The 13,608-nt window shown below is 38.4% G+C and carries 13 protein-coding genes and 1 tRNA gene; 13 read left to right on the plus strand and 1 reads right to left on the minus strand.

What is annotated here, in order from left to right; all coding sequences use genetic code 11:
• Positions 1-68: 68 nt before the first annotated feature.
• Positions 69-142, minus strand: a tRNA-Gly gene (locus COS96_02430).
• Between the two features lie 67 nt (positions 143-209).
• On the opposite strand from COS96_02430, the gene COS96_02435 reads away from it, so the two are divergent.
• The 13 genes from COS96_02435 to COS96_02495 all read left to right on the plus strand — a co-directional run bounded on the left by COS96_02435 (position 210) and on the right by COS96_02495 (position 13,560).
• Positions 210-692 carry a transcription elongation factor GreA gene (locus COS96_02435; GenBank protein ID PIU43791.1) on the plus strand — a complete coding sequence of 161 codons (483 nt, stop codon included), beginning with the start codon at positions 210-212 and terminating at the stop codon, positions 690-692.
• A gap of 1 nt (position 693) precedes the next feature.
• Positions 694-1,332 (plus strand): hypothetical protein, encoded by a 639-nt coding sequence (locus COS96_02440; GenBank protein PIU43792.1) that lies wholly within the window; start codon positions 694-696, stop codon positions 1,330-1,332.
• On the plus strand, positions 1,329-2,300 hold the full coding sequence (locus tag COS96_02445; GenBank protein PIU43793.1) for a hypothetical protein: 972 nt from the start codon (positions 1,329-1,331) through the stop codon (positions 2,298-2,300). The genes COS96_02440 and COS96_02445 overlap by 4 nt, the downstream gene beginning before the upstream one ends.
• Positions 2,297-4,072, plus strand: a complete 1,776-nt coding sequence (locus COS96_02450; GenBank protein ID PIU43794.1) for a DNA polymerase III — start codon at positions 2,297-2,299, stop codon at positions 4,070-4,072. Before COS96_02445 ends, COS96_02450 begins: the two co-directional genes overlap by 4 nt.
• Positions 4,073-4,076: 4 nt before the next feature.
• Positions 4,077-5,387 carry a hypothetical protein gene (locus COS96_02455; protein ID PIU43795.1) on the plus strand — a complete coding sequence of 437 codons (1,311 nt, stop codon included), beginning with the start codon at positions 4,077-4,079 and terminating at the stop codon, positions 5,385-5,387.
• Positions 5,388-5,543: 156 nt separating this feature from the next.
• Complete coding sequence (locus COS96_02460) at positions 5,544-5,735, plus strand: hypothetical protein (protein ID PIU43796.1); 192 nt, start codon at positions 5,544-5,546, stop codon at positions 5,733-5,735.
• Positions 5,736-5,974: 239 nt separating this feature from the next.
• On the plus strand, positions 5,975-6,283 hold the full coding sequence (locus COS96_02465; GenBank protein PIU43797.1) for a hypothetical protein: 309 nt from the start codon (positions 5,975-5,977) through the stop codon (positions 6,281-6,283).
• Complete coding sequence (locus tag COS96_02470) at positions 6,284-7,420, plus strand: hypothetical protein (GenBank protein PIU43798.1); 1,137 nt, start codon at positions 6,284-6,286, stop codon at positions 7,418-7,420. It begins immediately after the preceding gene.
• 46 nt (positions 7,421-7,466) lie between these two features.
• Entirely contained in the window at positions 7,467-8,216 is a 750-nt protein-coding gene (locus COS96_02475; GenBank protein ID PIU43799.1) for a hypothetical protein, read from the plus strand.
• A 5-nt stretch (positions 8,217-8,221) separates the two neighbouring features.
• On the plus strand, positions 8,222-9,466 hold the full coding sequence (locus COS96_02480; protein ID PIU43803.1) for a DNA helicase UvrD: 1,245 nt from the start codon (positions 8,222-8,224) through the stop codon (positions 9,464-9,466).
• An 11-nt stretch (positions 9,467-9,477) separates the two neighbouring features.
• Positions 9,478-10,398, plus strand: a complete 921-nt coding sequence (locus COS96_02485; GenBank protein PIU43800.1) for a hypothetical protein — start codon at positions 9,478-9,480, stop codon at positions 10,396-10,398.
• 4 nt (positions 10,399-10,402) lie between these two features.
• Positions 10,403-12,601, plus strand: coding sequence for a hypothetical protein (locus COS96_02490; GenBank protein ID PIU43801.1), 2,199 nt, complete (start codon positions 10,403-10,405; stop codon positions 12,599-12,601).
• Positions 12,598-13,560, plus strand: coding sequence for a 2-hydroxyglutaryl-CoA dehydratase (locus COS96_02495; protein PIU43802.1), 963 nt, complete (start codon positions 12,598-12,600; stop codon positions 13,558-13,560). The genes COS96_02490 and COS96_02495 overlap by 4 nt, the downstream gene beginning before the upstream one ends.
• Positions 13,561-13,608 lie beyond the last annotated feature (48 nt).

The following is a 13,608-nucleotide window of genomic DNA, read 5'->3' on the forward strand; positions in this document are numbered from 1 at the left end:
GTAGAATACGCGAAGTAAGTAAAAGTGTCCCGCATCCGCCAGTCGGCGGGTTACGGGACACTTTTTGTTGGAGCGGGTAAGGGGAATCGAACCCCTGTCATTAGCTTGGAAAGCTAAGGTAATACCATTATACGATACCCGCTTATGTATCCTACAATAGTAAAAAAATAGAGAGTTGACAAGCTTTTTGGAAAACCTATACTCAAGGTATGGAAGAAAAGAAATTTTATTTGACTAAAAAAGGGCTGGAAAGGCTTAAAAAAGAATATGAAGAGCTGAAGAGCCTTAAAATCGCCAAGGTAAAGGAGGGGTCTCCGCAGACTTGGCATTCAGAAGATTTAAGTTCTGAATATTTCTCTTTCCAGGACGATTTAGCTTCTCTGGAAAAAAGAATGGCTGAAATTGAGGCGATAATAGATAATTATGAGATTATAAAAATTCCCTCAAAGAAGGATCAGGGCAGGGTTGGTTTGGGGGCGACGGTTTCCCTTGAAGGCGAAGGCAAAAAAGGCAAGGTTAACGAGTTCATGATAGTCGGGACATTGGACGCCAATCCATTAGAGGGCAAGATTTCTTCCGAGTCCCCTGTCGGCAAGGTATTGATGGGGCTTAAGGTTGGAGACGAGGCTGTTATAGAATCTCCCATAAAAATGATTTACAAAGTCAAAAAAATAAAATACAGCTCTTTTTAATATGAAAAATAAACTCAAATTTTTACTTCAACTTAACAAACTCAATGAAATGCCGAGGGCTTATTGGCGCATGAGAGGAGTGAAAAATCCGGAAACAGTTGCCGGGCATATTTTTACCTTGCTCTTGATGGCCTGGATATTTGCCAGAGAAGGCCGTTCTCGGCTAAATCTTAACAAATTAATGGAGATGGCTATTTGCCATGAGTTGACGGCTATCTGTACGGGAGATACAACTCCTTACGACAATATACTGCCGAAAAATAAAAAAGGTAAAAATGAAATTTTGAAGAGATGGCCTCTTCTTTTGGAGAAACACAAAAAAGCGATTTTTAAAGAGGACTTTAAGAAAGAGGAAAAAGCTATCGCTAAAATTGTTTCAAGTTTAGATCATTCCTTCGGCAAAGAAATTATGAAGTTGTGGAAGGAATATAGAAGTAAGAGCAGTCCCGAGGGACAATTTCTTTCCCAGCTCAATGTTTTGGCGGTTTTATTTACAGGACTTTTGTACGAAAAAAAGAATAAGAAATTTTCCGTCGCTCCTCTTTGGGAATGGTTTCTTCAGTCTTCTGATAACCCATTAATCTTAAAAATAGGAGAAGAAATGAAAAAGGAGTTTTATCCTCCAGTGAAGAAAAAATGAAAAAATTGATTTTAGCGTTACTCTCTTTCGCAATTGGGGCTTGCATTTTCTTCTTCGTTATCCATTCCATCGGCTGGGAAAAGATTATTGGTTCTTTCCGTTTTTTTAGTTTTGGAGAATGCTTAATCATATTATTTCTTACCTTTCTCATAACGATAATTTCTATTTGGAGATGGAAGGAGATTTTGAAAGGAGGGGGCGTTAATGTCTCTTTTAAAACCCTTTCCGTTTCTTATCTGGCTGGGTTTTCCATGATGTTTCTTTTCCCTATCATTATTTGGGGCGGAGAATTTTTGAGGGCCTATATTTTCAAAAAACAGAGTTCCATAAGTTGGTCAAAGGGAATGGCCTCCATAATCATTGAAAGAATTCTGGAGTGGACGCTCAATTTGACAATTATTTTTTGGGGATTGGTATTCATTTTTTATAATGTCGGTTTTTCTCTGGTAAATTTTTGGTTTACCTTTGGGCTGGCTTTTCTTTTATTCACGGCGATTATTTGTTTTCTTTATTTTAAAATATTCAAAGAGGAAAGCGTGGTTAAGGTTTTTTTAAGGAACAAAGGGAATGAGCCACTGGAGATTGAGAAGGAAATTTTTTGTTTCTTTAAGAAAGAGAGAGCTTTGGCTTGGAAATGCTTCGGCTTGTCTTCCCTTAAGGCGTTTGTAATGTATTTAAGGGTTTGGATTTTGATGGGTTTTCTGGGGAAGGGAGTCGGAGTTTTGTCGTCATTTTTGATATTTTCCCTTACCTATCTGGCGGCCATAATTCCTATCCCCGCTTCTTTAGGAAGCCATGAGGCTATCCAGATAGCGACTTTTAACGGACTTGGTTTAGGAGCTTCCGTGGCTGCTGTTTTCACTATGATCATCAGGGGAGCGGATTTGGTTCCGGCTTTAATCGGGATGGCCATATTGCTAAAATTAGGCATGGGCATATTCAAAGAATCTAAGAAAGTTAATTTATGAGAAATAAACAATTGGCTAAAATTTTTTCAGAAATATTCCTTTTGCTGGAAATGGAAGGCGGTCTTCCCTTTCGCCACCTTGCCTACTCCAGAGTAGCAGAAGTTTTAGAAGGGACAGAAATGGACGTCAAAGATGTTTATGAAAAGGAGGGCAGAAAAGGGATAGAGGCTATTCCCGGGGTGGGAAAAGATATCGCCGATAAAATTATTGAATATCTAAAAACAGGGAGGGTAAGGTATTATGAAGATTATAAAAAAAAGATGCCGGTTGACATAAGCGAGCTGGTTTCGGTTGAGGGAGTCGGGCCCAGAACGGTAAAGTCCTTATGGCAGGAATTGGGAGTAAAAAATTTAAAAGATTTGGAACAAGCGGCTAAAAAAAACAAAATCGCTCCCCTCTTCGGCTTTGGGGAGAAGAAGGAAAAGAATATTTTAGAAAGTATTAAATTTTTAAAAAGGAGCCATGGCCGATTTCGCTTGGATGAAATTATTCCAAAGGCCAAGGAAATTGAAAACAGATTGAAACTTTTGCCTGAAGTGGGAAAAATTTCAGTAGCCGGGTCATTGAGAAGAATGAAGGAAACCATCGGCGATGTTGATTTCTTAACATTGGTCAGGAAGACGAAAGAATGTCCGACGGACAAAGAGGCTGTTCAAAAAGTTATGAATTATTTTGTTTCTGTTCCCGGGGTTATTAAAATTTGGGGCAAAGGAGGAACCAAGGCTTCAATTAAGCTGGAAGAAGGATTTGATTGCGACTTGAGGATTGTCCATGAAGATTCTTTCGGCTCCGCTTTGCAATATTTTACCGGATCAAAAGAGCACAATATCGCCTTGAGGATAATCGCCATTAAGAACAAAATGAAGCTTAGTGAATACGGTATTTTTAAGGGAAAGAAAATGATAGCCGGATGGGATGAAGAAAGCATTTATCGCTCCCTCGGCCTTTTATGGATAGAGCCGGAATTGAGAGAAAACACAGGAGAAATAGAGGCTTCTTTTGAAAGGAGATTGCCTTCTCTTCTTGGATATGATTCTATTAAAGGCGACTTGCATTGTCATTCAAATTGGGATGGAGGGAAAGACTCAATAGAAGATATGGCTAAAAAAGCCATGGAAATGGGTTATGAATACATCGGTATTTCTGATCATACGAAATTTTTGAAAATTGAAAATGGCTTAGATGAAAAGAGGCTGTCTGAGCAAAGGGTAGAGATAGATAACCTAAATGCCAAATTTTCCCGCAGCATGCGGGACCAGCCTCTGGCTGGGAAATTTAAAATCCTGCAGGGAGCAGAAGTAAATATCTTAAATGACGGTTCGCTTGATATAAAAGACGAGGCTTTGGCCAAGCTGGATTATGTTATTGCCGGAGTTCATTCCGGCCATAAGATGGAGAAAAAAGAAATGACGGAAAGGATTATCAAGGCGATGAAAAATCCTTATGTTAAAATCCTTTCTCATCCGACCGGCAGGATATTAAAGAAGAGAGATGAATATCAGTGCGACTTTGACAGGATTTTAAGGTCGGCTAAAGAAACCAACACAATTCTTGAAATAAATTCTTCTTCTTACAGATTAGATTTAAAAGATACGAATATCAGGAAAGCCAAAGAGGCGGGAGTAAAAATGGTTATCAATACCGATTCTCATAATAAGGAGCAGATGGATATTATGGAGTTCGGCATTGCTCAAGCGCGTCGTGGCTGGGCTGAAGAAAAAGACATCATCAACACCCAACCGCTAAAAGAATTATTAAATAATTTTAAATGATTTTATGATGTTGAGTAAAAATAAACTTGTGTATTTGGCGAAGAAAATATGCGATGCGCCGAGAATCGGCAGAAAGCCCAACGAACAAGGGATCAGATTGGCAATAAAAGATTTTGGAGAGGAGGTTGTAAAAAGCATTCTTAAAGAGGATTTTTTCACTGTTGGCAAGTCCCCTATCGACGAAGCTATTTTGGAAAAACTTTCCCATCCCAAATACGGTCCGCTGGTTTTTAAACTCAAGAATCAATGGCGGGTAAAAAAAGAAATCGGCGATTGCGTAAGAGTCCGTTATAATGCCAAAAACAAAGAATTAGCTGATGAAATAAGAAAAGAATGTTTAAGGAGGGGGGCTCATCCGCTCTTGACTATGGAAGACGCTCAAAAGGTGAAGGAAGGAATCTTGCTCCCCCCGATAGACTCTTTATCTGAATTCTCTAATTTTTCCCAAGGAATGCTAAGGGACGTTGACGCTATTATTTACCTTGAACCGGACGAAGATCCTGCCTTATTTTCTAAAATTCCCAGCGAAAGGATGAGGATAGGTCTTCCCTCTTCGGAATTGGCCAGAAAAATATGGGAAGAAACAAAAACGAGAGCTGTTTTAGTCGGCTGGCCTCATCCGGAAACAGCAAAATATTATAATCTTTCTAAGAATAAATTTGAGAAGATATTTTTTGATTCTCTTTTTTATTCTTTTACAAGTGAGTTTTTCGATGTTTTGAAAAAATATCGCAACACTTTTAATGGTTTCAATAAAATTCACATTGTCGCTGATGACGGGACAGATTTGAGGTTTAATTTGGGCAAGAGACACTGGATGGTTTGCGACGGAATCACCAGCGAAGATGATTTAAAAACCGGCGACCTTTACAATAACTTGCCGGATGGGGAAATTTGTACAGCCCCGATTGAAAATTCCGCTGAAGGTTTTTTCTTCCTTCCCCGTCTTTACGTCAGAGAGCATGGGACAGCGGAAAATGTTATGGTTGAATTTAGAAAAGGGAAATTAGTAAATTATTCAGCCCGAAAAGGCAAAAATCATTTTAAGAAATATCTGGCCAGCAATAACGAAAACTCGCGGATTATCGGAGAATTCGGCATTGGTTGTAATAAAAAAGCCAGCTATACAGGAGGATACATTTTGATTGATGAGAAAATTTTAGGCACAGTTCATATTGCCATTGGAGATAATAAGTTTATCGGAGGCGAGAACAATGCTTCAGGTCATTTTGATATGGTTAAAAATCTGCGTGATTGCCACGGTTGCGTTTATGGAGACGGGAAGCTTATCATAAAAAATGGCAAATTACTTTAAGGTAAGATCTTCTATCATGGGGGTGGACAAAAAGAGATAACTGGGCTAAGCTTAAAAAACTAAGCTTAGAAAGCCAAGCTTAAAAAAGATTATAAAATCAAGATTAATCAATCCTTAATCAAATCATTTATGTCAGAAAAAACACGTTCAAAAAGCATGCGCAAGTTCATCCGTTTGGAAAAAGCCCGTATCAGGCGGGAGATTTGCGATTTCAAGAAACAGGAAGAGGCCATTCAGAAGTTTTATCAGGAGTTGTCAAACAAAAAGCCCGTTGTGGAGAAAAAGGCAGTAAAAGCGAAAGAACCGAAGAAGGCAAAAAAAACAAAAGTAGCTAAAAAGAGCAAGTAGTGGACAAAAATATTTTTTCGTATATTATGAGTTGCGAGGGGGTGCGGGATTTATTCCTTAAGGACAGACATTTTCTTCTGGAGGAGGCGTAAGCATATGCATGGCAACTGTCCAGCTAGAGATCTACATCGCTGATGACGGATGGGAATGTTTTCCCCTCCTGATAAAGGGCATACGCCCTTTTTTCAGTTGATTAAAATTATGGTAAAATGGCAGTATAAAATATTAACAATAAACACATGAAGAAACCCAAAAAAGCGGTTAAAAGAGTAGTTAAAAAAGCGGTTAAAAAAGCGGTTAAGCAAAAGCCGATCGGGAAAATTACTCATTATTTTGGCGGGATAAAAGTGGCTGTAATTAAACTTAAGGATGCTCTCAAGGAGGGTGATGTTATCCGCATAACCGGCGGAGAGAATACCGATTTTGAGCAAAAAGTGAAATCAATGCAACTTGATTACAAGAAGATTAAAAAAGCCAAGCCCAAGGAAAGCATCGGTTTGAAGGTGAGCAAAAAAGTAAGGGAGGGCTATCAAGTTTTTAAAATGTAGATGGACAAAAAATTTGTTTTTTCAGTATCAGCTTTAATCGGGATGATAGTAGGGGGAGGTATCTTCGGACTCCCCTACGTTGTTTCTGTAGCCGGCTTAATCCCCGCCATTTTTTACTTCGTGGTTTTATCCGGAGCAGTTCTGTTGACTCATTTGCTTTATGGGGAAATTATTTTAAGGACAAAGGAAAGGTACAGATTAGCCGGATTCGCTGAAAAATATTTAGGGAAAATTTGGAAAAATATTACAGCCGTGGCGGTAATATTCGGCGGAGTGGGGGTTCTTTTAGTCTACATAATTATAGCCGGTGATTTTCTGAAGATCATCGTTTCTCCAATAGGAGATTTCTCTTCTTTTGTTCTGGGATTATTTTTCGGAGTCTTCTTAACCTTTTTCATTATCAGGGGGATAAAGTTCATTGCTCCGGCTGAATTTGTAACCAACCTCCTTTTTTTAGCCATCGTCATTATTTTTTTCTTTGCTTTGCCGAGATTTGATTTTTCCAATCTCGCCATTTTGGAAAGTACTAATATTTTCTTGCCCTATGGGGTGATATTATTTTCTTTGATAGGATGGGCGGCAATTCCGGAATTAAGGGAAATATCCGGAAGGGCGAACGGATTTGAAATGAAAAAGATATTGATAGTATCGGCAATAATTGTTTCTTTTATTTATATTCTATTTTCTTTGTCTGTGGTGGGGGTTTCAGGTGAAAATACCTCAATGGACGCCCTTTCCGGATTGATCCCGTTTTTGGGGCCAAATATTGTTTTTTTCGGCGCCTTAGCCGGTTTATTGACGATAGCAGATTCTTTTTTGATTTCTTCTTTCGCCTTAATAAATACCCTTGTGGCTGACTTCAGAATTTCTAAACGTTCGGCTATTTTGATCTCTTGCGGCCTGCCCTTGGTTTTGTTCTTATTCGGATTAAGAAGCTTTATCAGTATTATCGGTTTTATGGGGACGATAATAGGGGCGACGGAGGGATTGGCGATAGTTTTGATTTATAAAAAAATAAAAGAGATGGGCAACAGGAAGCCGGAGTACAGCTTGAACGTTCCTTTGCCGGCGCTGTATTTATTGATGGCTGTTTTTTTATTGGGTGCTATTTCTCAGATAATTTATTTCCTTAAATAAAATTGAAAATTAAGCAAAGACATCTTTTTATTAAATATTTTAATTTATGCCGCAGAGGAAAGAAGAATTTATTAATAACGAAATTTATCATATTACCACAAGAAGAATTGGCGATGAGATACTTTTTGAAAATATAGATGATTATTATCGCGGGATTTTTTCCATATATGAGTTTAACAATGCAAATCCGGTGGCGATACAAAAAAGAAGGCGCAAAATACAAGAAATAAAGAGAAAATTTAGAAACGGGCGAGGGCGGGCCTCGACCGCTTTTGTCATCCCTGACGAGAGGAATAAGTTAGTGGAAATTTTGACATTCAGTTTTATGCCGAATCACATTCATTTGCTATTGAGGCAATTGGAAGATGGAGGGATAACTAAATTTATGAGCAAGGTTCAAACTGGCTACGCTGCTTATTTCAAGCAAAAACACGAAATAAAAAGAAAAGGGTATTTTTTTCAGGGAAGATTTAATTCTGTCCGCATTGAAACAACCGAACAATTAAGAACGGTATTTGTCTATATTCACGCCAATCCTATATCGCTGATAGAGCCAAAATGGAAAGAATTGGGGATTAAAAATCCCAAAAAAGCCATCAAGTTCTTAGAGGAAGAATATAAGTGGTCAAGCTGCCTTGATTATATTGGAAAGAAGAATTTTTCTTCAGTCACCGAAAGAGATTTTATGCTTAAAGTAATGGGTGGCGAACAAGGATGTAGAGATTTTATTGAGAATTGGATAGAATATAAGAGTAAAATTAGGGAAACGGGTGAGGGCGGGCCTCGACCGCTTTAATGATTATGAGGTTTTTTGCTGATTTTCATATCCATTCCAAATATTCCCGGGCCACTTCTCCTCAAATGGATTTAGAGAATCTTGACAAGTGGGCGAAAATTAAAGGGATTAAGGTTTTGGGAACCGGTGATTTTACTCATCCTCAATGGTTTGATAATCTGAAAGAAAATCTCATTCCAGGCGAACAAGGCCTTTTTAAATTAAAAGATAGTGATGGTCAAACGAGATTTATTTTGACTTCTGAAATCAGTTGCATTTATTCTAAGGGAGGGAGAGTCAGAAAAATTCATATTATAATTTTTGCTCCTGATATCAAAGTGGTTGAGAAAATAAACACTCGGCTCGGTTTGATCGGGAATTTAGAAGCTGACGGCCGGCCGATATTAGGGTTGGACGTTAAAGAACTGCTAAAGATAGCCTTAGATGCTTCGGAAGATTGCTTAGTCGTTCCGGCTCATTTAATGACTCCATGGTTTTCTCTTTTCGGTTCAAAGTCAGGTTTTGACTCCATAGAAGAATGTTTTGAAGATTATTCAAAATATATCTATGCCGGAGAGACAGGCCTTTCGGCTGACCCGGAAATGCTTTGGCGGATGCCGGCCGGAAGGGAGATTGCCTTAATCAGCAATTCCGATGCTCATAGTCCGGCTAAAATCGGCCGGGAAGCGAATTTTTTTGAAACAGAATTAAGCTATTCGTCCATAACAGAGGCTATAAAAACAAAAGACCGCGAAAAGTTTCTTTATACAGTTGAATTTTTTCCGGAAGAAGGAAAATATCATCAGGACGGCCATCGTCTTTGTAAAGTTAATTTTTCTCCGGAGCAATCAAGAAAATATAATAATATCTGTCCTGTCTGCGGGAAGTCGTTGACAATCGGAGTTTTGAACAGAGTCAGTGAATTGGCTGACAAGGAAAGAGGATTCAAGCCGGAAGGAGCAATCCCCTTCAGGAAACTGATACCATTAGAAGAAATAATCGCTGAATCTCTGGGGGTGAAATCAATGACCAAGAAAGTCTTAACGGAATATGATAAAATAATTAATAAACTTGGCAGTGAATTTAATATCTTGCTCGAGGTTCCGGGGGAAGAATTAAAGTCGGCCACATTGCCGGAAATAGCCGAGGGAATAATCAGAGTCAAGGAGGGAAAAGTGAATATTGAACCCGGCTATGACGGAGTTTATGGTAAGATAAATATATTCTCTCAAAAGGAGAAAAAACAGATTAAACAGCAAATATTATTTTAATTAGAAATTTTATGAAAATTGGCATTCCCAGAGCGTTAATTCATTGGAAATATCCTGTTTTTTGGGAAGATTTTTTTAAAAATCTCGGAGTTGAGGTTCTTGTTTCTCCGAAAACGAATAAAGAAATTGTTCAAATTGGCTCAAGGATTTCTGACCCGGAGACATGCTTTTCCGTAAAGGTTTTTTTCGGCCATCTTTTGTGGCTGGAAGGAAAGGTTGATTTTATTTTCATTCCCCGCCTTAAGGCTAATAAGCAAAAATTTGAATATTGCCCTAAGCTTTTTGCTTTGCCCGATTTAGCCAATATTTTGACAAAAACACCGATTTTAACAGCTAATTTTGATTGCCGGAGAGAAAAATTTGAAAAAACTTTAGAGGGATTAGGTGGAAAAATAAATAAAAGCAAGGATGAAGTTAAGGAAGCGGCCAGGAAAGCTTTCTTAAAGGAGATAGAATATGAGGCGAAAAACCAAGAAGAATTCTTAGGAAAAATTAAATCCGAAAAAAAGAAAAAAATAATTTTGATTTCTCATCCTTATAATTTATACGATGATTATGTTAATCTTAAGGTTGAAGATAGGCTGAAAAAATTAGGGGTAGAGCCATTTTTCATTGACAGAGCGCCTTCGCCTCGCCGAAGTTCCGCTGGAAGCGGAACTGATGATGGCTTGCCGATAAGAGATTATCCTGATTTTCATTGGGAGTTCGGCCGGGAGATAATGGAGAAAACAGAAGAGGTCTTGAATTATGGGTTTAGCGGGGCGATTGAGATATCTTCTTTTCAATGCGGATGCGATGCTGTTCTGAAGGAATTTGTTGAGAGAAAAATTAAGAGAAAAAAAGTCCCTTTTCTGTACTTGATCATTGATGAACAGACAGGAGAGGCTGGTTTCCAGACCAGATTGGAAGCCTTTGTAGATACCCTTAAATAAATTTATGATAATTACTTTTCCATATTGGGGAAATTATACCATTGCCTTCAGCGCTCTTTTCGAAAAATTAGGGCTTAAGGTTATTATTCCCGAAAAATCAACCGCTGATTCAAATAAAAAAGGAGCGATGCTTTCTCCGGAAATGTACTGCTTCCCGCTCAAGGCCAATATAGGCAATTATTTGAGGGCGATTGAGAAGGGAGCCGATACTATCTTTATGGTTACCAGCATGGGCGGTTCTTGCCGTTTAAGATATTACGCCGAAGTCCAAAAGAAAGTTTTAGAAGACAGCGGAAAGAATGTGGATTTTATTATTTTTGATCAAAAATTGAGGGACGTTTATCGCAAGTTGAAGAAGATTCCGGGAGTTTTTTCTTTTAAAATATTCAGCGCTATTTATTTCTTTTTTGAAAAGCTGGCCTTAATTGAATATCTGGAAGAAAGAGCTAATTACATCAGGCCGAGAGAGGAAAAGAAAAACGAAACCACTAAAGCTTTTCGGCTCGGGCTAAAAAAAGTTGAAGAAGCGAAAAATATCAAAGACCTTTATTGCGTTTCAAGATTTATCAGGAGAGAATTTTCTAAAATTAAATTTGACAAAAAGAGGAAAATTCCTAAAGTAGGAATAATAGGAGAGATATATACCGTAACCGATGATTCAATAAATTATAATATTGAGGAAAAATTGGGGAAAGAAGGGATAGAGTCGCACAAGGGAATGACTTTAAGTTACCATATAAAGAAAAGAATGTTCCCGTGGAGAAGCGGGAGACTGATTAAAAATGCTAAAGGATATTTAGGCTCGGCTGTCGGCGGTCATGGTTTGGACGCGGTTTCTGAAATGTTGGATTTTGTTAAAAAAGATTTTGACGGTATCGTTCAAGTCCTTCCTTTCGGATGTTTTCTTAAAGATACCAAAATTACCGCAGAAAATTATATCCAGAAATCAATTCAAGACATTAATGTCGGAGAAAAAATTTTAACCCATAAGGGGAAATTTGGAAAAGTGACAAAAACCTATTGCCGAAATTACAAGGGGAAAATATTAAAAATAGATTGCGGAGGGAAATTATTGACGCTTTCTCTTACGCCAGAACACCCTATTTTATTGGCGAAAAAATTTGTTAAAAATCATAAAGAAAAAATTGAAAAACTTGATTTTATTCCTGCGGGAGAAGCAAAAGCAGGAGATTTTATTGCCATACCGATTCCAAAAGAAATTAACGAGAAGGATTCTTTTGTGTGGGATAAAGAATATAAAAGAAATCCTAAGTGGGAAGATATAAGGGAATTCCCTTATTCTCCGGACTTGCTTAGAATGCTTGGTTATTGGTTGGCGGAAGGGTCAATTAATTACGATAGGGAAAGTGGCAAGAAATACGAAAGAGGTCTTAGGTTTAGTTTTCCGACCAAAGAAAAAAAATATATTGATGATGTCGCGAGTATAATTAGGAATAATTTTAAAACAAAGATTAGTCGATATTGTTACCCGGCAAAAGCCGCCTGTTCTGATTTATATATTGGAAATAGAAATTTAGCGGGTATTGTTCATTCTTTATGTGGAGAGCATTGTAATGGAAAGGTGTTACATCAAGATTTAGTTTCTCTTAATCCAAATTCGCAAAGAGAAATTTTGAAAGGATATTTTAGGGGCGATGGAAGTGTTAGGGATGTATATGGAGAAACTACTTACAGAACAGTAACTACTTCGCAAAATTTAGCCGGTCAATTGTTTCGGCTTTTGGTAAGGTCGCGCATTAAACCATCTCTTATGGAGCAAAAAATTAAAAATAGGAAGGTTTCTTATATGTTGAAAATAGCTAATGCCGGCGGGATTAAGAGATTGGGCGATGAATTGATAAAAACCACAGAAAGGAAAGATTATGTCCGTTTCAGGGAAACAGAAGATTATTTTTTGGTTCCGATACGTAAAATAGAGGAGGTTGATTTTAAGGGAGAGGTTTATAATTTGGAAGTAGAAAAAGATCATTCTTATGTGGCTAATTTTTTGGCAGTACATAACTGTATGCCGGAGGTTACAGTCAGACCGATTCTTGAAAAAATTCATAGGGAAAGCGGTATCCCCTTCTTGTCTTTGTCTTTAGATGAGCAGGTAGCTGAAGCCGGAGTTGATACGAGAATAGAGGCTTTTGTGGACGTAGTTAAAAACCATTACAAAAACAAATTAATTAAAAAAATATGAAAACTTATCTTGGCATTGACGTCGGTTCCATTTCTACTAACCTCGTTCTGATAGACGGCGAGGATAATGTTCTGTTTGATATTTATATCAGGACAGACGGAAATCCGATAAGGGCGGTGAAACAGGGCTTGAAGATGTTGGCCGATGTTTTTCCCCGCGAAAGCGAAGTGGCAGGAGTGGCAACTACCGGTTCAGCCCGTTATCTGACCGGAGTCATCACCGGAGCTGATCTGGTAAAGAATGAAATCACCACTCATGCTAAGGCCTCAAGTTTTTTCGTTCCTGATGTCAGAACGGTCTTAGAAATAGGCGGACAGGACAGTAAGATTATTGTTTTAGAAAACGGAGTGGCGGTTGATTTTGCTATGAATACTTTATGCGCCGCCGGATGCGGAGCTTTTCTTGACGCTCAAGCCAGCCGGTTAAAAATACCGATTGAAGAATTTGGCGGGATTGCTTTAACCTCTAAGGCTCCTACTAATATCGCCGGACGTTGCACCATCTTTGCCGAATCGGATATGATACACAAGCAACAAATGGGGCATAGTATTGAAGATATAATCAACGGCCTTTGCTATAGCTTAGTCAGGAATTATTTGAGTAATGTCGCTAAAGGGAAAAACATCCAATCCCCTGTTGTTTTCCAAGGGGGAGTTTCAGAGAATGTCGGCATCAGAAAAGCTTTTGAAAAAGAATTGGGCAAGGAAATTATTATTCCCAAATACAATAAAGTTATGGGGGCATTTGGAGCCGCCTTATTGATCAGAGAAAATCCACCTCAAAAGAGCAAATTTCTGGGGTTTGAGACCGCAGACAAGGAAATTAAATGCGGTTCTTTCCAGTGCAAGGGCTGTCCTAATCAGTGCGATGTTATTGAAGCGAAAATAGACAACGAAGTGGTCGCCCGATGGGGAGACAAATGCGGTAAATGGAGCAATCTGGCCATAGACAAGCAATAAATGTCGCAATTGCTGAACGAAGCTCGAACCTATTTTGAACGAAACTCC

This window comes from Candidatus Nealsonbacteria bacterium CG07_land_8_20_14_0_80_39_13 (assembly GCA_002779355.1).
Lineage (GTDB): Bacteria > Patescibacteriota > Minisyncoccia > Minisyncoccales.